This window comes from uncultured Dokdonia sp., assembly GCF_947492535.1.
Classification (GTDB): domain Bacteria; phylum Bacteroidota; class Bacteroidia; order Flavobacteriales; family Flavobacteriaceae; genus Dokdonia.
Genome location: NZ_CANLNH010000003.1, coordinates 382713 through 405014, shown reverse-complemented (window position 1 = coordinate 405014; position 22302 = coordinate 382713). Strand labels below are relative to the sequence as shown.

Genomic DNA, 22302 nt, shown 5'->3' with positions numbered 1-22302 from the left:
GCACGCTTTTGCTAAAAGGTAAAATAACTCTATGAGATCCTGATCTGCATCAGGATAAGCGACTCACACGCTTTTGCTAAAAGGTAAAATCACTCTATGAGATCCTGATCTGCATTAGGATAAGCGACTCACACGCTTTTGCCTTTTGGCAAAAGCGGTTCGCTGCTTACATATTTCGTCTATACTGGCCTCCTACTTCAAATAAAGCGCTTGTAATCTGTCCTAATGAACATACTTTTGTAGCTTCCATAAGATGCTCAAAAATATTATCGTTTTCAATAGCAGCTTCTTGAATTTTTGCAATCTCTGCTTCTATCTTATCTGCTTTTTCTTTATGTAAGTGTTCAAGCATCGTAATTTGATATTGCTTCTCTTCTTCAGTGGCTCTAATCACCTCAGCAGGGCGAACTGTTGGACTTCCTTTACTACTTAAAAATGTATTTACACCAATAATTGGAAATTCACCAGTATGTTTTAATGTTTCGTAATACAAGCTCTCTTCTTGAATTTTACTACGTTGGTACATGGTTTCCATCGCTCCTAATACACCTCCACGTTCTGTAATACGATCAAATTCTAATAATACCGCTTCTTCTACAAGATCTGTAAGCTCTTCAATAATAAATGATCCCTGAATTGGGTTTTCATTTTTAGCTAGTCCTAACTCTTTATTGATAATCAACTGTATCGCCATCGCACGACGTACACTCTCTTCTGTAGGCGTTGTAATAGCTTCATCATAGGCATTTGTATGCAATGAATTACAGTTATCATAGATCGCATATAATGCTTGTAAGGTCGTACGAATATCATTAAAATCAATCTCCTGAGCGTGTAAACTACGTCCAGAGGTTTGAATATGATATTTAAGCATTTGCGCACGTGCATTAGCATTATACTTATTCTTCATAGCTTTTGCCCATATCTTACGTGCAACACGTCCTATGACTGCATATTCAGGATCGATTCCATTTGAGAAAAAGAAGGAAAGGTTAGGTCCAAATTTATTGATATCCATACCACGACTCAAATAGTACTCTACATAAGTGAATCCATTAGCCAACGTGAGAGCTAATTGTGTAATAGGATTTGCCCCTGCTTCTGCAATATGATACCCAGAAATAGATACTGAGTAAAAATTACGAACTTTCTCTTCTATAAAATACTCTTGTACATCTCCCATAAGACGTAACGCAAATTCTGTAGAAAATATGCAGGTATTTTGTGCTTGATCTTCTTTAAGGATATCGGCTTGTACAGTTCCACGTACCTGTGCTAATGTTTCTGTTTTAATGGTAGCATATACATCGGCAGGTAATACTTGATCACCCGTAACTCCTAATAGCATTAATCCTAATCCATCATTTCCTTCTGGTAAATCTCCTTGATAACTAGGTCTTGTTTTTCCTTTATAAATGGCTGCAATCTTAGCTTCTACTTCCGCTTCAAGACCATGCTCTTTAATGTATTTTTCACAATTCTGATCTATGGCAGCATTCATAAAGAATCCTAATAGCATAGGTGCTGGACCATTAATCGTCATACTTACAGATGTCATTGGGTGACTTAAATCAAATCCAGAGTATAATTTTTTAGCATCATCTAGACAACAAATACTTACTCCTGCATTTCCAATCTTTCCATAAATATCAGGACGATGTCCTGGATCATTTCCATAAAGTGTTACACTATCAAAGGCAGTACTTAGACGCTTAGCTGGCATTCCTAAACTCACATAGTGAAAACGTTTATTGGTACGTTCTGGTCCTCCTTCTCCTGCAAACATACGTGTAGGATCTTCTCCTGTACGTTTAAAGGGATATAATCCTGAGGTATATGGAAACTCGCCTGGTACATTTTCTTGTAATATCCATCTCAGTATATCTCCCCAAGCTTCATACTTAGGTAATGCTACTTTAGGAATCTGTGTGTGTGATAAAGACTCCGTATGGGTATCTATTTTAATCTCTTTATCTCTTACTTTAAATGTATAGACTGGATTTTTGTAACGATTTACTTTTTCATCCCATCCCGTAATCACTTCCCAATTATAAGGATCAAGGTCTAACTTCACACGATCAAATTGTGCGACTAAGAGTTTTAGTAGGTCTTTATCTTCTTGAGATACTTCCTCAGAGGCTTCAAACGCCACCCCTGATTTATCTAGTTCCGGTTTTGCGTTTAATAAAGTCTCTATAGTTTTATATATCCCGTAAAGACGTTGTGCTGTTTCTTGTTGCGCTTTCGCGGAAGCGTCATACGCTCTATTATTTTCTGCAATCTCACTTAAATAACGTGTACGTGATGGTGGGATCACAAAGATTTTCTCACTCATCTCTTTACTAATCGCAAAGGTAGATTCTAAGTTTGCTTCGTTTACCTCATTTACTTTCTCCATAATCTTCTTATAGAGAGTGTTCATCCCTGGATCGTTAAACTGAGATGCTATCGTTCCAAATACAGGTAAATCATCTTGGTGCGTATCCCATAAGTTATGGTTACGCATATACTGTTTTTTAACATCACGAAGCGCATCTAAAGAACCTCGTTTATCAAACTTGTTAATAGCTACCAGATCTGCAAAATCAAGCATATCTATCTTTTCAAGCTGTGTAGCAGCACCAAATTCTGGAGTCATTACATACAATGAAGTATCAGAATGCTCTAATATCTCTGTATCCGACTGTCCAATTCCTGATGTTTCGAGTATAATCAAATCATACTCGGCAGCTTTTAATACTTCAATCGCTTCTGCTACATATTTTGAAAGTGCTAAGTTACTTTGACGCGTCGCTAGCGAACGCATATATACTCTTGGAGAATTAATTGCATTCATACGAATACGGTCTCCTAATAAAGCACCTCCGGTTTTACGTTTAGACGGATCTACTGAGATCAACCCTATAGTTTTCTCTGGAAAATCAATTAAGAAACGACGTACAAGTTCATCTACTAAAGAAGATTTTCCTGCACCTCCAGTTCCTGTAATTCCTAATACAGGCGTAAGTGAAGTCTTATTTTTTATATGAATCTTTTCTAACGCTTCAGCAGCTACTTCAGGAAAGTTTTCTGCGGCAGAAATTACTCGTGCAATAGCTCTAGGGTTTTTCTCTGTTAGATGGTTTACTTCCCCATTTAATTGATCACCTACAGGAAAATCTGATTGTTGTACTAAATCATTAATCATTCCTTGTAATCCCATCTCACGTCCATCATCGGGAGAATAGATACGGGTAATCCCATAATCCATTAACTCTTTAATCTCTTCTGGAAGTATAACACCGCCTCCGCCTCCGAAGATTTTAATATGATCTGCTCCTTTTTCTTTTAAAAGGTCATACATGTATTTAAAATACTCATTATGACCTCCTTGATATGACGTTAACGCAATGGCATTGGCATCTTCTTGTATTGCTGTATTAACCACCTCTTCTACACTCCTATCATGACCTAAATGAATAACCTCTACGCCTGTACTTTGAATAATACGACGCATGATATTTATAGCAGCATCATGCCCATCAAATAGGGAAGCTGCAGTAACGATTCTTACTTTATATTTTGGAGTATAAGGTGTGGCTTGTTTCATCTTCAAAAAAAGGGTGTTTTATGGATGCAAATTTACGTAATATTCAATAAAAATGTCGATTTATTTATAATCATATAATAAAAGGCAGTAAACCTAAAAGCGTGCTCTAGACCATATAAAAGGAATCGACCTAAGAATAGAGATATTAAACCAAGATCCCGCTGAAAAAGCAGGATTAGCTTGCCTGCCGGCAAAGGCAGGTTCAACTTACACTATTAAGCGCGTCTTACAGACTTCTCAACATTGAGTTTCACTAATAAACAACTATAAACCAAAAATAGCTCCTTGGTTTGCAAAACGATACCCTTCTTCTTCTAAAGCTATTCTTTTTGAATTGTTTTTATACAATGCAGGGTTAGAATGATTAAAATGTATAAAAATCACTTTTGATTTTACGGTCTTGTTTTCATCTTTAAAAAATACTGTTGTTTCATCTATAAATGGGTGCGGTACTTCACTCATAGGCCTAGGAATTTCTCCTTCAGAAAAAAACGTTGCATCTATAAATGCATAATCTACTTTCTTAACTTCTTCTACAATAGATTTTTCCCATAGAGACCATTTATTAATATCCGGAATGAACAAGGCGGTTCTGTTAGGTCCTTCAATTCGGTACCCGACTGTTTCAGAAAACTCATCTCTGTGTGGTACAAGGAATGGTGTTATTTTAAGCTTTCGCGAAAGCGTAATTAGACTATCTCCCTGCATAGATTGAATTGCTATATTTTTTAAATCTACTAACTGGCTCCATGGACCATTGGTTTCTAAAAAAGTTTTCATCTTGGGCATTGCATACACAGGTATATCTTTACTTCCCATCGCTTCTCTACCAAAATGCATGAGTCCCGTATAATGTCCCATGTGTGCATGTGTTAAGAATACACCGTCTATAATGGATGCCGTAGGAAGCTCTTTGTCTAACAGGTATAATTGCTCTGGCATATCGGGTGTTGCTTCAAACAGGTATTTCTTTTGATGCTCACGATCTATAAGTCCTAAACTCACTACAAGTTCTCGTGTTCTTCTAGCATCTGCTACAGCCTTAAATTCCTTAGGATTATTGATATGCGGCATCCCGCCATCTTGAGCAACGCCAAGTATCTTAATATATACCTCATTTTCTAATTGAGATGGAATAGGTGCTTGGACTTCTTTAGAACTATCATTACAACCCAAAATGAATAGTGATATAGGTATTATCAAAAATCTTAAATTCATATCTTTACTGAAATTATATCAAAGATACCCAAATGAAAAAGTTTATCGCTCTCTGCATGGTCATCTGCCTAAGTTCTTGTGCAGAATTACAACAAGTTGTTAATAATCTTCCTCAAGATGGAGGAAATGTACTCTCTCAATCTCAAATAGGTAATGGTCTAAAAGAAGCATTACAATTGGGAATCGATAAGCAAGTATCAAAGCTTACAGCAAAAGATGGGTTTTATAAAAATCAACTAACAAAGATTTTACTTCCTGAAGAATTACGTAAAGTAGATAAGACATTAAGAGATATAGGATTGGGTAATCTTGCTGATGAAGGTTTAAAAGTCTTAAATAGAGCTGCTGAAGATGCAGTAAAAGAAGCGACGCCTATATTTATAGATGCGGTAAAAGGAATCACATTTGCTGATGCAAAAAATATCTTATTAGGAAGTGATAATGCAGCGACACAGTATTTAACATCCAGAACAGAGCAAGCCTTATATAGTAAATTTAACCCTGTGATTAAAAACTCTTTTAGCAAAGTAGGAGCCGATCAAATATGGGAAAACCTTATTAACCGATATAACAGTATTCCACTTACGAATAATGTAAATCCTGATCTTACTGATTATGTAACGCAAGAAGCTCTAAAAGGAGTTTATAAAATGATTGCTGTAGAAGAAAAACAAATACGTACAAAATATACGTCTAGAACTACTGATCTTTTAAAGCGTGTATTTGCACTACAGGATTAAAGTAAGAAGTATACCTCATATAAAAAAGAGCAATATGACCTAGTTCATATTGCTCTTTTTTAATACTCTCTATATAAAATATAGGTATTAAATCATTGTTGTGAGAATATACAAGTATTTAATTTCACAACATTAAACATCTAACTATCAATTTTTTACGTAACTTTAATAAGACCCAAACAATAACCAACAAACAAACCAATCTAAATGACTACTATTTCAAAACATATTCAGTTTAAAGAATATTTGGAACGAAAGCATAAACGGCTTATTGAAGAAGCGTATAATGTTAGGTATACAGACTCTAGTTTGAGTGATGTACTTACCTACGAAGCGCTTAAACTAGATCAGAAACTAAAATTTTTACAATTTTAACTGCTTCAAGTTTATACATCAATAATTAATTATACTACTCATTTTTCTTCGTCTATACTAAGATGATAGATCTGTTTTTCTACGTTATAATTTCTAGCTAAAAGTAGAGTTCACATAAATTCATTGTAATTTTTCAATATTAAAACTCCCGTAATATATTGAAGAACTACAATATATAAGATAATACCACAAAATCTTAATACAATTAACATACTGGTTATCATGTATTTACATTTAGATATTTTAATGGTATAACTTTAGCATATGACTAAATAACTATTACTTATAGTTGCTCTAACAAATTATTTCGTCAAAATTAAACACCGTATTATGAAGACTGCTAAAACAAACCAAAACAATTACAAAGAGTATTTAGAAAATGAACAAAAAAGACTTATTGAAGAAGCATATAATGTAAAATATACAGATTCAAGCTTAAGTGACATTCTTATATATGAAGCACTCAAATTAGATCAACAATTAAAATTTTTACAATTTTAATTGCTGAGATATGCGACCAATTATCATTAAATTACTGTACTAGAAATGAAATATTAGTAAAAGTTCCATTAGTTAATGTTACCATTTCTCCGTCTATGTTTGTCGCTACTCCATTAAATGTTCCAGAAATTATTTGATTTTCTATATCCAGATTTGTTATTGTTATTGTCCCAATAGGGTTTTCTGAAATAGCAGATAAAAAACTATTATATTGGATATTATTATTATTTTCAGAAACTGAAAAAATTCCTTCTGTAAGTAATGGATCATCAAAGTTAATACTTCCAATTTCAATAGTTACTAAATCAAATGTTGTCTCAATTACTGCTGTTAATCTAATAAAACGACCTTCGCTTAATAATAAAGCTGTTTCAATATTATTACTACTAAAATTTTCTCCATTTACATCTACTGTAATAGTATTGTCAGTAAATTCATTTGGAGTAATTGAAGTGTCATCATCAGAAGAACAACTTGCGATAATCAAACTACTAAAAAGTAATAAGTAAAAAATGTTTTTTTTCATTGAAATCATAGTTAATTAAAAAATTATAATTGTTTTAATAAGGAATTAAAATAATCAAACGCTCCTAGTAATCTACTTCCATACCAAGAGAAGTATTCGCCATCTACCAATACTATTTTCGCATTGGTGTATGGGGTAACTTCTTTTATGTGCTTTTCAGCGAAAGGAAAGGGTTCTGAAGATAAAAAGATATACGCTACATCTTGAAGTTGTTCTAGCTGTACTTCTGGATATCTTCCCTCTTGTGATGTAAATACATTATCAAAACCGCATATCTCTAGTAAATAATCAATAAAGGTGTCGGAACCAGCAACCATCCAAGGGTCTTTCCAAATGAAATACCCTACTCTTTTACGTGACATTTCTCTAGGCATGTTTTTTAAAAAATCTTGATATCTCTTTTGAATATTTTGAACTAGACGAGTAGCTACAGGTTCTATTTGAAAAATAGCACCGTACATCATAATGAGGGAAAGTGCATCTTCAATATTCTTGATATCAGAAACATGTACTGGAGCAATAGCTTCCATATCTCGTACTATCTGTTCTGTGTTTTCTTCTTTATTACAAAGAATGATATCTGGGTGTAGTGTTTTTACTTTATCTATATGGAGTTGCTTGGTACCGCCTACAACTGTTTTTTCTTTTGTAAGACCTACTGGATGTACACAAAACTTAGTGATACCAACAATATGTTCTTTTAATCCTAAATCAACGAGTAATTCTGTTTGACTTGGAACTAAAGAAACAATACGCAATGGAGTATCCGAAAACTGAAGTGTTCTGCCTAGTTGATCTTTATAGTGCATTGTCAAGGAATTAAAGAGCTTCTTGAAGAATAGCTCTCATCGATTCTTGCATGTTTTTTGCGACTTCACGAGCTGCGATAGCAAAGTCTTCGCCCTGTGATTTATAAATAATCCCTCTAGAAGAGTTGACTAAAAGACCAACATCTTTGGTCATTCCATATTTGCACACTTCCTCAAGACTTCCACCTTGCGCACCTACCCCAGGAACTAATAAAAAGGCCTCAGGAATAATAGCGCGGATATCGGTTAGGTATTCGGCTTTAGTAGCTCCTACAACATACATCAAACGATCACTATTTTCGTAGGTTTTTGATGTTTCTAGTACTTTTTTATAGACTTCTTGGTTTCCTATCTTCTGTGTTTGAAAATCAAAGGCTCCTTGGTTGGAAGTTAAAGCAAGTATAATGGTATGTTTATCTTCAAACGCAAGAAAAGGCTCCACAGAATCACTTCCCATATACGGAGCAATGGTGATTGAATCAAAATTAAGAGATTCAAAAAATGCTTTTGCATATCGTGTGGAGGTATTTCCTATATCTCCTCGTTTTGCATCGGCGATCGTAAATTGCTCTGGGTAATTTTCATTCAGATAGTTGATGGTTTTTTCTAGAGATTTCCACCCTTCTATACCATAAGCTTCATAAAAAGCAATATTAGGTTTATACCCTACACATAAATCATGTGTTGCGTCAATAATCGCTTTATTAAATGCAAAGATGGGATCTTCTTCTTTTAATAAATGCTTTGGAATTTTATCAAGATCAGTATCTAATCCTACGACAAGGAAAGATTTCTTTTCTCGAATTTGAGCGACAAGTTCTTGTGTGGTCATTATAATTCTTAATTAATATAATACGACAAATGAATGTAAGATATATTTTCTAAAACGGAAAAACTCATGTAATAACTTTCATATAGTCTTTGATCCATAAAATGAATATGTCTTTTATTATCTTCAACTTCAATGCTTATTCTTCCGTTCTCAATACATTCTCTGATGATTTCACCATCAAAATCCTTGATTAAATCAGATATCCATATTACTTGTTGGAAAATAAAATCTTTCTTCTCTTCAAAATCAATGACTCTATCATATACAAAATCAGCTTGAACGGTAAAATGATCACAACCGCCACGTGTTAAACCAAGTCCCCAATGATCATTAAGAATTATTTCAGCCGTTTTAGATTCATCATCCCAAACGTAATTTTCTAATTCCTTAATACCTTTTAAAAATTCATCTGTTTGCGTAGCTTGATCAAAAATACAATCTTGCTCCATTAAAACATTAGAACTATTTGTAGTGATAACTTCATTTTCGTTTTCCTGAATTTTAACTGCTACATTATTTAATGTAGCCTCTTTACATCCAATAAATAAAAATAGAATTAGGATTGATATTGATATTCTTCTTTCCAATTTATAATGTACTTTATTTTATACAACAAGTACTTACGATTACAATTCCCCTTCGTTAGCCTTCAACTTCTCTGTATTTTCAACTAATTGTAATTCGTCTAATATTTTCTGAATATCACCATTTACAATATTTTGAAGATCATATAGCGTCAATCCAATACGGTGATCAGTCACACGTCCTTGCGGATAGTTATAGGTTCTAATTTTTGCACTACGATCTCCACTACTTACTTGCGAATTACGTTTTGCAGCATCTTCTTCTTGTTTTTTAGCAAGTTCTAAATCATATAAACGTGAACGAAGTACCTTAAAGGCTTTTTCTTTATTCTTATGCTGTGATTTTTGATCTTGACATTGTGCTACTAATCCTGTAGGAATGTGTGTTAAACGCACTGCCGAATAGGTGGTGTTTACCGATTGTCCTCCAGGTCCCGACGAACAGAAAAAATCAATACGTACATCTTTCATTTCAATTTGTACATCAAACTCTTCGGCTTCTGGAAGTACCATCACAGTGGCAGCACTTGTATGCACACGTCCTTGTGTTTCTGTTTGAGGTACACGTTGTACACGGTGTACACCTGCTTCAAACTTTAACGTTCCATATACATCTTCACCTGTAATTTCAAATTGGATTTCTTTAAACCCTCCTGAAGTCCCTTCAGAAAAATCTACCGTACTATGACTCCATCCTTGTTTTCCATCTACATACTTGGTATACATTCTGTATAAGTCTCCTGCAAAAATACTTGCCTCATCCCCTCCTGTTCCTGCACGTATTTCTACCACGACATTTTTAGCATCTTCAGGGTCTTTAGGAATAAGCATCATTCTGATTTTCTCTTCCAATTCTGGAATAGCAGATTTTGCTTCATCCATTTGCATCTTAGCCATTTCAACCATCTCTGCATCACTTCCGTCTGCAAGAATCTCTTCTGCTTCGGTAAGATTATCAGTGTACTCTATATATTTTGCACGCTCATCCATGAGCGCTCTTAAATCTTTATATTCTTTATTGAGCTGAACATATCGTTTTTGATCAGATATAATATCTGGTTGAATGATTAAGTCACTCACTTCATCAAAACGTTGTTTTACGATCTGTAGTTTTTCTAACATAATTGCCTTCTGCTTGCCGCGAATTTACAATTTTCAATTGATATTTTCTTTGCGTATCATTGCTTTTAGTTGTATAATTTTCAATTAAAAGAATATCTTATTAAATCATTAGAAAAAATAGCATTTGGAGGCGGTTGCCATTGGTGTACAGAAGCTGTATTTCAAGCCATCAAAGGTGTAAAAAAAGTGGAGCAAGGCTTTATTGCTTCGACGGCACCTAATGATTCTTTTTCTGAAGGTGTTATTGTTCATTTTGACCCTCAGTGTATTCTTTTAGAACAACTTATTGAAATTCATTTACACACTCATAAATCTACGAGTAATCACAGTTTTAGATCTAAATATAGATCGGCTATGTATTATTATGATAAGACGCAAGAGTCCGCTTTCGCGAAAGCGGTATTAAAATTACAACCGCAATTTTCAGACCCCATTATTACAAAGGCGCTTCCTCTGATTACATTTAAACTAAATGACGAATCCTTTTTAGATTATTTTAAAAGAAATCCGGACGCTCCTTTCTGTACTCGATATATCGATCCTAAATTGGAAAAATTGCAAAAAGAATATGCAAACTGGATTAAGGAGTCATAAACATCTGTTTTTTCTCGACGGTTATACGTTTTCCATCTTTAAAAACAAATTCAAAACTTTTTCCTTCTTTACTTAGTTGTCTTTGATACTTATTGAATGTACAAAAATCTGTAAATGTACTTCCATTTAGACTTATGACTTCATCTCCTTGTCGGATCCCAAGATTCCATGCTTCACTCCCTTCTTTTATATGTAAAACAACAACGTTTCCATTTTTTACTACAGCGGAACAATCATAGTTCTGTAGATCGCTTTTAATGGTAGCATCAGAAACATACAATTGATCATGGCTTAAGCTCATAAACAAACGTTTATCGTTCCATAAATTATTTCCAATCTTTGTACTTTGATTTCCATAATCTACAGCTGGAGAAAGCGTCACATTTTCTGATTGTAATTCTGGTAATTGTACCGTTGTATTATATGTCTTGGTGAGTGTACCATTTACATCATAAAAACCACTGTAAAATGTAGCTTTAGGATAGCTATCTATACTTGTAAGATTATAAGCTTTTTTGTTTATATCTGAATCTCTAGCTCCTGTATCTAATAAAAATTTAATTTTCTTTCCATTCATTTCCATAAAAACAGCAGGGCGATTATTTGTAAAATCAAAATCTAACGCGTGCATTTCTTTGACTTCATCAGGATAAAAATCTGGTGGAGACATAATGAGTATTTTTTTATCAAAATCAATCGTCCAATTAAAATGTTGTGTGATATCTACCCCTAATATACCGTCTACATTATAGCAAGTAAAAATCTCACTATCACCAGCATTTAAGGTTCTATGTTTTTTAATTTCTCTACTTCCTAATTGAATAATTCCACTTTTATAATAGTGCATCTTCGTGCTAGAAGCATTAGAAGATTTTACATTTACTGATTTGGACGTTCGTTTTAAATCATCTGCGACCCATGAAAACCCAACAGTTGATTGAGCTCCTGTATCAAAAGCAAATTCTTTTTCTACACCATTAAAAGTGATAGGAACAATAATAAGCCCTAGGTCATTTCTGAAAGGAATGGTGTCTTGATATACTGCGGATTGTTGTGATTGAAGCGTTATTGATATAAAGCTTATACATAGAAAGAGAACTATTTTTTTCATAATAATAAGATGATTAACAATAAATAGACAAAAAAATGATGTGGATGTTACAATCTGTCATTTACAAAATAAAGGAAATAAGAATACCATTTCTATAGTCATCATGCTGCTAGAGTCTATTATACTAGTAATATGAGTATTACACATATAAATGTATATGTTAAAGTATATTATACATGAAGTATATTGTAAGAATATTCTTATATTTAGAATATTACTAACTTTCAAATACTACAAATATGTTTACAAAAATTAAAGGAATCAAAGGAGTCAAGTCATTAAGTAACGTTGAACAAAAAGCAATATCCGGAGGATTTTGGGGTGGTTGTGAACAAGGTATATGTGGCGATGATAATGACTGTGCTTGCGGTGTTTGTCAATTTTTTACCGAAACACCTTTCCCAGTGGGCACATGTTTATTTTAATTTGTAATTCAAAATAGGTAGTATTCACATGTCTAATAACTATCTAAAATTACATTGTGTGCCCCCTTTCTAATTAGGCAAACAAACCATTATTAAATAAAAAATCCTTTAAAATTAGCTTTAAAGGATTTTCTATTTTTAGACATTATATGATTTCCTATGTATAGGAAATGAATTAGTATTTAAACTCTCCCTTATCACTCGTAATCGTCAGTTTCTTCCCTTCTTCGCTAGCTTCTACCCTACCCACAATCTGTGCTGGTACATTAAAAGACTCAGAAATGGCTATCAACTCCTTTGCAATGGTCTCATTACAATAAATCTCCATACGATGTCCCATATTAAAGACTTGATACATCTCTTTCCAATCGGTACCACTTTCTTTTTGGATCAAATCAAATAAAGGTGGTACCTCAAAAAGGTTGTCTTTTATAATATGAAGATCTTCTACAAAGTGAAGAATCTTTGTTTGTGCGCCTCCACTACAATGTACCATTCCGTGAATGTCTGTAGCATCATATTTTGAAAGGATTTCTTTAATGATAGGTGCATACGTACGTGTTGGAGATAACACTAATTTTCCTGCATCAATAGGGCTATTGTCAACAGTGTCAGTGAGTTTTTTAGATCCGCTATAGACTAAGTTACTTGGTACGGCAGCATCAAAACTTTCTGGAAACTTTTGCGCTAAATAGTTGTCAAATACATCGTGTCTCGCTGATGTTAAACCATTACTTCCCATACCTCCGTTATATTCGATTTCATAGGTTGCTTGTCCAAAAGAAGCGAGCCCAACAATCACATCTCCAGGTTTTATATTTGCATTATCAATCACATCACTACGTTTCATACGCGCTGTGACCGTAGAATCTACAATAATAGTACGCACCAAATCACCTACATCTGCCGTCTCTCCTCCTGTCGAATGTATGGTTACGCCAAAATTCTTTAAATCTGCTAGTAATTCTTCAGTTCCATTAATAATCGCAGAAATTACTTCGCCAGGAATTACATTTTTATTACGCCCTATGGTAGATGATAAGATAATATTATCGGTAGCGCCTACACAAAGTAGATCATCTACATTCATAATCAACGCATCTTGAGCGATTCCTTTCCACACGGAGATATCACCCGTTTCTTTCCAATACATATACGCAAGTGCCGATTTTGTACCTGCACCATCGGCATGCATGATCAAGCAATACTCATCATCACCCGTCAAGTGATCTGGTACTATTTTACAAAATGCTTTCGGAAATAATCCTTTGTCTACATTTTTAATAGCATTGTGTACATCTTCTTTTCCTGCAGATACGCCTCGTAGCGCATAACGTTTTGAAATATCTTGGCTCATAGGTTGTTTTCGAGCTAACAAAAATAGGTATAATTCATTAGATTTTTCGAGTATACGCTTTCGCGAAAGCGTATAAAACCATAAATAATGACTGAAAATTCTTACTTGCATTTAATAACCTAATGTCTTACAAATAAATAATATGCATTTATATCTAATAATCTATTTTAAAACCTGCATTTTACGTATTTTAGAATGGTATATTATTCCCCCTTTATACATTAAAAAACAGTTATAAAATTGAAATTAGCCAACGTAACCAAAGTAGTTCCTATGCTACTTTTACTATTTTTTATAGGGAATATATATAGTCAAACGCAAGATGTTATTGGTCATGGATTTGATATACGTTATATAGATCCATTAGATTGGAGTCAATCGTCTAAAGGAAAAGCACTTTTAGAAGGAACTCCTACCCGATCTACAAATACACAAAGCTTTCCAGAGTCACACATCTTTGTGACAAATTCATATGAATTTGAACAACATGTTTTAGAGACAGACACTATTGATTATCCCTATATCGCATACAATAGTAAAGCGCATTACAAATTGTACGACACCTGCGAAAATAAAGATGTGCTCATGGTGTATACCAAAAAGAAAGTTGGGACCGCTACAGCCTTACTTCCTATAAAAACTAGTACTCCAGATAGTGCGTTTGTAGAAGATTTTAATAGATTGGGTCGCGATATTACTCCAAATGGTTTCATTGCTAGATATGGTACTCACATTGCGCAAGAAGTCGCGTACGGTGGTGTTTTTATACTTCAGAACTCTATTGCAAAAAATGATTATATCTATTCGCCTTATGATAAGGAGGCTTTCAAAGAAAAGGTTATTGAAGATATACAGCAACAACAATCAAATAGTGACGATACAGATCCCTTCATCAATGCTAAAAAAGGAAGACCGTATACCGTAGGTGGTGACAAAAACCAATTATGGTTTACTGCTTGGGAAGCAAGCGTTTCTAAAAACACACAGGCACCTATTGAAGTACGATTAATACCTATTGTAGACGTTTTACGCTCTTTAGCAGTACCAGACATAGAAGAAAAATCTAAAAAAATAGAACTTTTAGAAGAAGCTACAACCATTGCGATCCAGTCTGCTCGTGATCAAGTGAGTAGAAAGCAATTCAGTACTTTTTTCAAAAAATATTCTTTACGATTTAAGCAGGAGATCATAAGTTTTGTAAAAAAGAGTATGGGCCCTGTGAAAACAAGTGGTGAAGATTATACTGGAGATATATTTTTTGGTGGGTTTTCTAAAGACGAAGCACTACTACATACCAAACCGCTTATAGAAAGAGGTGGCTTACGTTTAGAAACACTCATCACCGACGAAGTAGTTACACTAGATAAAAATGTAATCGTCACCATTAAACCCGAAGACATTGAGTATGGATATATGAGTGTCTGGGATGACACTAAAAAACTATTTAAAAGCAAAGAGCGGAAAAGATTACGTGTTGCTGGTTCTGAAGAAGCAAAGACCTATTATAAAGATGCGCTATTGAATAATGTCCAAAAAACAATTACACTTACCTCTGTAGACGATCATATTTATGAGGTGGTGTATACTATGGAACTTGTAAGAGAAACAGACCTTCTTAAGAATACAAATACACAATACAATTATGTAATCGATTCTGAACTAGTTGCTGCTGCTGCTACTGGAAACTTAGAACGACTTGAATCACTCTTTTTAAGAAATGCGAATGTAAGTGCGCAAGGCCTTATAGAAGCTGTTATTGTAAACAAACAACCTATTGAAATTCTCAATTATATTTTAGATCAAGGAGTGCGTGCTACTACACGAGATTTGGATATCTTATTTGAACGAGAAAACTTTAATGAAGCATATGCACTGACATTGTTAGAAAGAGGCGCTATTCCTAAAAACAATATGATCTATAAGGCGGTTGCTTATAAAAGTGCTCCTGTTGTGTATGCTCTTTTTAGAGAAGGCGCTCAGCCTCGTAATAACGATCTTTCATTTGCATTGCAATTACGGTACTACCCTACTGTAAAAGCACTCATGAGCGAAGATTATGATGTTTTTGAAGCAGAAATGGATCAATTATTACTCGCCATTGAGAATGATGATAATGATCTTGCTAAAAAGTTTATAGCGATGGGAGCAACTGCAGATGCTTCCATGCTAGAAAAAGCCATCAAAACGGATAATATAGATCTTAAGAATACGATAATCCCAATTACAGAGGCCAATAATGAATCTTTAGAAGTTGCTGCGGCTATCAATGATGAAAAGCTTTTTGAATACTTTATAGATAAAGATGCTAAGATCAATACGAATGTGGCTGTAGAAACGGCTATAGATAATGAGAATATAAATATTCTTGATATGGGATTAAAAAATGGTGGAGAATCTTCACAAGCATTAGAATATGCCATTATTAAAGAGAATAAACCTGCCATTGAAGTTGCTTTAAAGAATAAGGCGAAACCAGAACCTGTATTTGCATATGCAATAGAAAGTGAAGATTTACAATTATTTGAAGATGCATTACTTACCTACGGCGGTTCTTATGAAGAAGCATTAACAGCCTCTGTAAAAGGAGATAAATTAGAATTTGCGCAGTTAGTCTTAGCAGAAAATAATGATACGGTTAACACAAATGATGTTGTTCCTATTGCTGTAGAAAATGAAAACTTAGAAATGGTTACACTCCTAGTAGATAATAGTGCCAATCCAACAGAAGGTATTGAAACAGCTGTTCGTGTAGAAAACATTCCTATTGTACAATACTTAATATCTGAAGGAGCAGAAACCATGAGTCCTGAGTTAATTACAAGTGCCGTAAAAGGTGAAAATCTTGAATTATCAAGAGTACTTGTAGAACAAGGGAATGCTAATGTAGATGATGCTATACAAGCCGCAGCCGAAACTGCAAATGTTGATATTACTGGATACCTGTTAGAAAAAGGAGCTACCGCAGACAATGCGCTTAAAGATGCCATGGAAACTACCAATGAAGAAATTATTCTCATGCTTATGGAGAAAACGACTTCAATAAGTGATAATGCACTTTCTATAGCATGTAGGAAAGGAAATCTAAGTGTTGTAAAATACCTTTCAGAGAAAAAAGGTTTTGATATACAAAAAGGTGTATTTGATGCTATTTATTACAAACAAGATAACGTATTAGAATATTTATTAGCTAATGGTGCAAAACCATCTCCTAAATTATTAAAAGATGCGATCTCTGTCAACTATATCTCTGGTATAAAAACACTCATTACTAATGGTGTTGATGTGAATCACATCTACGATACAAATGAAACTCCGTTATTAATTTGTATACGAGAAATGGTGACCGAAGATGCACAACTCATTGCTTTTTTATTAGAGAAAGGAGCAGATATTAATGCCACAAATGGTGTTGGAGAAACTGCGACACATCTTGCTGCACAAAGAGGTACTGCTTTTACTGAAGTGATAAAAACACTAATAGGCAATAATGCAGATTTAACTCTAAAAACGCTCAAAGGGAAGACTCCATTGGACTACGCTTCAGATCGAGAGATCAAATCTTTACTAAAAAAAGGCATGAAGAATAATCGTTGATATTGTTTTCTTTAATGATTAACGAATACCTATATCCAACAAATACACTGCACACAAATCTATAAACGCAGTAGAATCTTAAGGAAACTCACTTGAATTAATTACATTTGAACACATTATAAGATCGTAATTGATTATCTTAAATCAACTCTCTATAAATTGGCGTAACTACTTAAATTTAATAGATGATAACAAAAAAAAACTGTTTTTGTTTTAGTAATATTTTTTACTTCATGTCTATCAGTTATAGGTCAGGTAAATCTAAATGAGCAAAAATGGATTCACGGCTCCAAAGATTGTGATGAGAATAATGATGAACCCATACAAGTTGTTCAGTATGATAAAAATACATGGATATTAAGACAAAATAAATGTACTAATTATGAAGCTCCATTTATGTTCTTATTTCTAGGTGATGAGAAAGCATTATTGATGGATACTGGAGCAGTAGAAGAAGAATCAACATTCCCTTTATACAAAACAGTTTCAACTATTATTCACAATTGGGAAAAACAACAAAATAAAAAAGTAAATTTAATTGTGGCGCACACCCATAAACACGGTGATCACTATGCGGCAGATGGACAATTTAAAGCTAAACCAAATACAACTTTAGTAGGTCTAGAAAAAACTAAGGTTATTGATTTTTTTAAGTTTATTGATTGGCCTAATGATATAATTAATTTCGAACTTGGAAATCGATTATTAAAAATTATCCCTATTCCAGGACATCAAGAGGCATCGATTTCAGTATACGATACATCTTCGCAACTATTGCTTACAGGCGACACATTTTATCCTGGTCGGTTATACGTTGACGATTGGCTATCATTTAAAAATAGCATTAATAGACTTGTAAATTTTTCAAAAAAACATCAAATACAACATATTTTAGGCAATCATATAGAAATGTCTATAGTTGATGGTGTAGACTACCCAATAGGAACAACATATCAACCGGAAGAAAGGAAACTTCAATTAACTGTAAAAGATTTAGAAACACTTCAATTAGCTCTTGATACTTTGGGAGATATACCTAGTAGAAAAGTATATAAAAATTTTATTATTTATCCGAATGAATAATTAATATACTATCAACTAACAGTTATTAAAAGTTAATTATAAATATATACTCAACTAAACCAATGAAAAAAGCATCACTTATTATAGCATACATATTACTATCAATGCATATAAATGCTCAACACGATCACCAACAAATGAGTAATGATAAGCCATCTACTCATGGTATGCTTCTTTTCGGGAGTGAAGATATTTATGCTTCTCACTTACCTATGTTTTACTCCCCGCATGATTACCAAGTATTATTAGAGTTAACATTCTCAAATGAAGATAAACAAAAGTATATCGAGCACAAAAAACAGCATCCCAACTCACCCACCTATACTATTGCTCCTGAAAGATTTGTTTTACCAGATATGATTAACAATCCAAGACCTTTTAAAATAACTGTTTATCAAGGTCATTTTGAAAGAGGTGGAATAACCATATTAAAAGACATTTCTGTTTCAATCAAACACGTTGTTTACTTCAAAAAGTTTAATCCAAAAGATGCTAAAATAAAGACAGCCGATTATATTTTATTTGGCAATAATAAAGAACAATTTTTAGTGCATCAAATTTCAAATAAACCAGATTTTGAACAGATTATTGAAGTAAAAACCAGTTTACAATCTTTTTCAGAAGATCAGAGATATACTATTCTTACATTAAACAGGGATAATAATTCTCCTATAGGAGTTAGTGGTAATACTGTAATGGAAAATAATACTTCGGTACAATTATTAGAGCAATTATATTTAGAGTTTAATGATCTAAAAAATTAACTAAGTAGCTTAAAAAAAGAATCCGATTAAATATGCTACCTGAAGCATATTTAATCGGATTCTTTTTTATATAAAGTAAGGGTTTAGATATTAAACTCTCTTAGAATAAAATACTGTTTATTTAAAAAAGCTTATTCCCAATCTGGCATATTTGCATTTGTAAACAACTGATCATCATCAGGATTATTACCACCTAATTCAAATAAGAATATAGATGGACTAGCACCTATATTACTATCAACTCTCGTAAATATAATATCACCTTCTGAAGGAGAGAATCTAGGATCTAAATCATTTTGCCCAGTAATTACATCAGTTGTAATTGCAAGACTTGTAGCCAAGGCAACATCATAAATAAATAATCTACTAGAAAAAATTCTGTATTGAGGGTTCTCAGAATTAGAAGTATCCCTAGTATATAAAATACGATCTCCATTAGCACTTATTTGCACACCACCTGCAGCGCCTTGTTCTCCTTCTAAGACTACAATTTCTTCAGTTCCAGTAGATATACGTGCTGTAAAAATTCGAACTCCATAACCATTAATATTATTTGTTTTGATAAGAAGCAAGTCTTCATCAAATTCTTGAACATCTACTTCAGAAATAAAAGAGCCATCGGTAGTCTGATACACTTCACTTAAACCAGTACCATCAGGATTTATACTATATAATGTATCAAAAAATGGATACAAAATACGATCACCATTTGGAGACCACGTAAAGTCTAATTCATCTTGTCTAAATCCAGCTACAGGAATTGTAGAAGTAACTTGTTCTACATTTTCGCCTGTTAAATCCATAGTAAAAATATGAGTATCTCCACCTACTGTTCTAAGAAATGCAATACGTTGTGCTTGATTGTTTCTTCTAGGTCTAAAACTGTTTGTTCCATCATCTGTAAGCTGGAATAAATTCACATCTACTTCAGAATTTCCTTCTCCTCTAGCTCCTGAAAATATGACACTATTATCTCCTTCTTTTTTAACAAATAAGAATGGATTAGATGGGAATGCTAATGTTGAAAACTCACTTATCGTTGAAGAAACAGGATTATTTTCTCCATCATCAACAGTTACTTGCCAAAAGTATGTAGCTCCTAAATTAAGATTAGAAACCGTAAATGTTGTATCCTGCTCTATCTCATAGTTTTCAATTTCATTAGTAAATGCATTTCGTAATTCTAAATCATACGTAAGGGATTCTGCATTAGATACTGAGCTACTCCATACAAACTCAACTTCACTTTCTATATCATCTGCGCCATCTGTAGGACTTAATAATGCGGGTGCTGACGGTGGATCATTTGTAACAGAAGCTCTATCCAATTCAAAAGCAACAGTAGCTATTTCATCAGAAATAACAGCTGCTCCTTCAAATGCAGTATCAAACCCTTCTAATTCTGCCATTACTGAATAGTCATCAACTGTAATATTGAGCAAAGAGAAAAAACCATTCGCATCTGTAAACACAGTACTTGACGATGGGTTTGTTGTTATTTTAACGTTCTCTAATGGCATATCATCTTCACTAGAAATAACGGTACCTGTTAAGCCACCTGTTAATTCATCTTGTATTGTGTCTTCACTACAACTTATAGCAAAGACAAATAGTAATACAGCAAACTTGTATAATATATTATTACTCTTCATTCTGAATATCTTCTATAGTTTCCCTTTTGGATTTGTTTTTCCAATTGAAATTATAATTAACACCTATTCCAAAATTAAAGTAAAAGTCATCTCTTTTACCATTAACTCTGAAATCTAATTCGTCGCTAAAAACAACATTATGTTCTCCAAATACCTTTACTCCGACTCTAGGATTAAGTTTATATTGAACTCCTGCTCCATATTGTAATTTAAAAAATGCTCTTCCAAATAATGTTTGTTCGTTTACAGTTTCTCGAAGATCAACTACTAATCCTGGACCGGCATATATAAAAGGCGCTAAGTCGTCTTTAGGAAGTATATTGAAAATACCATTAATACCTACACTTCCGAAAATGTTTTGATACTGCTCTCCATTATTTAAATCGAAGATAGCTCCGTCTATCCCTACATCAAAAAGACTATTAATATAATGTTGGTATGTAGCAGCGCCATAAAATCCAAGTCGTCGTGTTGCAAAGTCACCATCTATAAGGTTTGCTCCTCCAGAAATACTAATCGTATTTTTATACTCTCTATCTATAAAAAGTCTATTATACAGCGCTTTAGACTCTTCAAACTCTTTATCTTTTAAATAGTCATTTACTAATTGATCATTTACTTCCTTACCATCTTTAGTGCTCCATAATTGATCTTTTACTCCTTCTACAATTAAATCATGTACTGCTTTTTCTATTGCATCTTTTACGGCAATTTGTACAGGTTCACTCTGTGTTATTCCAGTTTCAGCTTCTAATAGTCGTTGAAATTTAACGAATCGAAAAAAGTTACCACTTAATGACTGAGATAGAATTGTTTTAGAAACATAAATTGTTTTAAGAATTTCTCCACTAGTAGTAGAAACAGCACGTAAATACACTGTAATTCGATCTTGTCGATATTGAGAAGAAGCTCCTAATCCAAAATATCTTGCTCCTACCCCTCCTGTAACGATATTAGTATCATAAGATATAATTCCACCTTCTAATATAAGACCCGCATATAATAATGGTGGTAATGGAGGTGTATTAGGATCTAAGTTTTTAATGTACTCTTGTTTTGTATTTCTTATAATATTACGTTCTGTGGTAAGATTACTAAGATTTTCCCTTTCAATAGGTTTAAACCAACCGGAATCTTCTAAGGCTTTAATTAAAATAGTCGTCCCCCCTTGTGTAACTGCAGTACTAAAAGTGCTACCATTTTCTACAGGTTTAAATTGCCCCGTTTGATCACTAAAATTATATACAGCAACTTCTAATTTTTGAGCAGCATCAGGAAGGTCTAGTAGTTTATCTGTAGACTTAGAGAATTCACCTACTCGTGAAGGTTCTTGAAATAAAGGCTGATTAAAATAAGACCCACAGGAATTAAATATAACTAGTACAAATACTAGTATAAGCTTTTTTAAATGATGCATATTATAATA

19 protein-coding genes are annotated in these 22302 nt (G+C 33.4%); 8 read left to right on the top strand and 11 right to left on the bottom strand.

From position 1 onward, the window contains the following. Positions 1-166: 166 nt before the first annotated feature. Positions 167-3589, bottom strand: a complete 3423-nt coding sequence (locus tag Q1A60_RS06330; protein WP_299764990.1) for a methylmalonyl-CoA mutase family protein — start codon at positions 3587-3589, stop codon at positions 167-169. Between the two features lie 264 nt (positions 3590-3853). Continuing rightward, the gene (locus Q1A60_RS06325) at positions 3854-4807 is read right to left on the bottom strand and encodes an MBL fold metallo-hydrolase (protein ID WP_299764992.1); all 954 of its coding nucleotides are present in this window, start codon (positions 4805-4807) and stop codon (positions 3854-3856) included. Positions 4808-4839: 32 nt separating this feature from the next. Here Q1A60_RS06325 and Q1A60_RS06320 point away from each other — a divergent pair, with 32 nt between their 5' ends. The 3 genes from Q1A60_RS06320 to Q1A60_RS06310 all read left to right on the top strand — a co-directional run bounded on the left by Q1A60_RS06320 (position 4840) and on the right by Q1A60_RS06310 (position 6423). Next, positions 4840-5547 (top strand): DUF4197 domain-containing protein, encoded by a 708-nt coding sequence (locus Q1A60_RS06320; protein ID WP_299764994.1) that lies wholly within the window; start codon positions 4840-4842, stop codon positions 5545-5547. Between the two features lie 207 nt (positions 5548-5754). Beyond that, positions 5755-5922 (top strand): Lacal_2735 family protein, encoded by a 168-nt coding sequence (locus Q1A60_RS06315; protein WP_299764996.1) that lies wholly within the window; start codon positions 5755-5757, stop codon positions 5920-5922. A 330-nt stretch (positions 5923-6252) separates the two neighbouring features. Continuing rightward, positions 6253-6423, top strand: coding sequence for a hypothetical protein (locus Q1A60_RS06310; protein WP_299764999.1), 171 nt, complete (start codon positions 6253-6255; stop codon positions 6421-6423). A 31-nt stretch (positions 6424-6454) separates the two neighbouring features. On the opposite strand, the gene Q1A60_RS06305 is transcribed toward Q1A60_RS06310, so the two are convergent. From Q1A60_RS06305 to prfA, 5 genes are read right to left on the bottom strand one after another with little or no spacing between them, the layout of a single operon-like run. Further along, a complete protein-coding gene (locus Q1A60_RS06305; protein ID WP_299765001.1) occupies positions 6455-6949 on the bottom strand; it encodes a hypothetical protein in 495 nt (164 codons plus the stop codon). A gap of 23 nt (positions 6950-6972) precedes the next feature. Beyond that, positions 6973-7758 carry a helical backbone metal receptor gene (locus Q1A60_RS06300; RefSeq protein ID WP_299765003.1) on the bottom strand — a complete coding sequence of 262 codons (786 nt, stop codon included), beginning with the start codon at positions 7756-7758 and terminating at the stop codon, positions 6973-6975. Between the two features lie 10 nt (positions 7759-7768). Next, positions 7769-8590 carry an orotidine-5'-phosphate decarboxylase gene (pyrF, locus tag Q1A60_RS06295; protein ID WP_299765005.1) on the bottom strand — a complete coding sequence of 274 codons (822 nt, stop codon included), beginning with the start codon at positions 8588-8590 and terminating at the stop codon, positions 7769-7771. 8 nt (positions 8591-8598) lie between these two features. Next, positions 8599-9177, bottom strand: a complete 579-nt coding sequence (locus Q1A60_RS06290; RefSeq protein WP_299765007.1) for a hypothetical protein — start codon at positions 9175-9177, stop codon at positions 8599-8601. A gap of 39 nt (positions 9178-9216) precedes the next feature. Beyond that, positions 9217-10296 (bottom strand): peptide chain release factor 1, encoded by a 1080-nt coding sequence (gene prfA, locus Q1A60_RS06285; RefSeq protein ID WP_299765009.1) that lies wholly within the window; start codon positions 10294-10296, stop codon positions 9217-9219. 69 nt (positions 10297-10365) lie between these two features. Here prfA and Q1A60_RS06280 point away from each other — a divergent pair, with 69 nt between their 5' ends. Next, positions 10366-10890 (top strand): peptide-methionine (S)-S-oxide reductase, encoded by a 525-nt coding sequence (locus Q1A60_RS06280; protein WP_299765011.1) that lies wholly within the window; start codon positions 10366-10368, stop codon positions 10888-10890. Here Q1A60_RS06280 and Q1A60_RS06275 read toward each other — a convergent pair. Beyond that, the gene (locus tag Q1A60_RS06275; RefSeq protein WP_299765013.1) at positions 10877-12001 is read right to left on the bottom strand and encodes an aspartyl protease family protein; all 1125 of its coding nucleotides are present in this window, start codon (positions 11999-12001) and stop codon (positions 10877-10879) included. The two genes, Q1A60_RS06280 and Q1A60_RS06275, sit on opposite strands and share 14 nt — an antisense overlap. 239 nt (positions 12002-12240) lie before the next feature. On the opposite strand from Q1A60_RS06275, the gene Q1A60_RS06270 reads away from it, so the two are divergent. Further along, on the top strand, positions 12241-12426 hold the full coding sequence (locus tag Q1A60_RS06270; protein WP_299765015.1) for a hypothetical protein: 186 nt from the start codon (positions 12241-12243) through the stop codon (positions 12424-12426). 175 nt (positions 12427-12601) lie between these two features. Here Q1A60_RS06270 and Q1A60_RS06265 read toward each other — a convergent pair whose 3' ends face one another. Beyond that, a complete protein-coding gene (locus Q1A60_RS06265) occupies positions 12602-13783 on the bottom strand; it encodes an AIR synthase related protein (protein WP_299765422.1) in 1182 nt (393 codons plus the stop codon). 240 nt (positions 13784-14023) lie between these two features. On the opposite strand from Q1A60_RS06265, the gene Q1A60_RS06260 reads away from it, so the two are divergent. From Q1A60_RS06260 to Q1A60_RS06250, 3 genes are all read left to right on the top strand, one after another. Then, the gene (locus tag Q1A60_RS06260; RefSeq protein WP_299765017.1) at positions 14024-17377 is read left to right on the top strand and encodes an ankyrin repeat domain-containing protein; all 3354 of its coding nucleotides are present in this window, start codon (positions 14024-14026) and stop codon (positions 17375-17377) included. A gap of 396 nt (positions 17378-17773) precedes the next feature. Next, the gene (locus Q1A60_RS06255) at positions 17774-18460 is read left to right on the top strand and encodes an MBL fold metallo-hydrolase (protein WP_299765019.1); all 687 of its coding nucleotides are present in this window, start codon (positions 17774-17776) and stop codon (positions 18458-18460) included. 62 nt (positions 18461-18522) lie between these two features. Continuing rightward, a complete protein-coding gene (locus tag Q1A60_RS06250; protein WP_299765021.1) occupies positions 18523-19224 on the top strand; it encodes a hypothetical protein in 702 nt (233 codons plus the stop codon). 131 nt (positions 19225-19355) lie between these two features. Here the strand turns inward: Q1A60_RS06250 and Q1A60_RS06245 are convergent, their stop codons facing one another. Next, entirely contained in the window at positions 19356-20876 is a 1521-nt protein-coding gene (locus tag Q1A60_RS06245; RefSeq protein WP_299765023.1) for a carboxypeptidase regulatory-like domain-containing protein, read from the bottom strand. Then, on the bottom strand, positions 20866-22293 hold the full coding sequence (locus tag Q1A60_RS06240; protein WP_299765025.1) for a CsgG/HfaB family protein: 1428 nt from the start codon (positions 22291-22293) through the stop codon (positions 20866-20868). The genes Q1A60_RS06245 and Q1A60_RS06240 overlap by 11 nt, the downstream gene beginning before the upstream one ends. Positions 22294-22302: the final 9 nt, after the last annotated feature.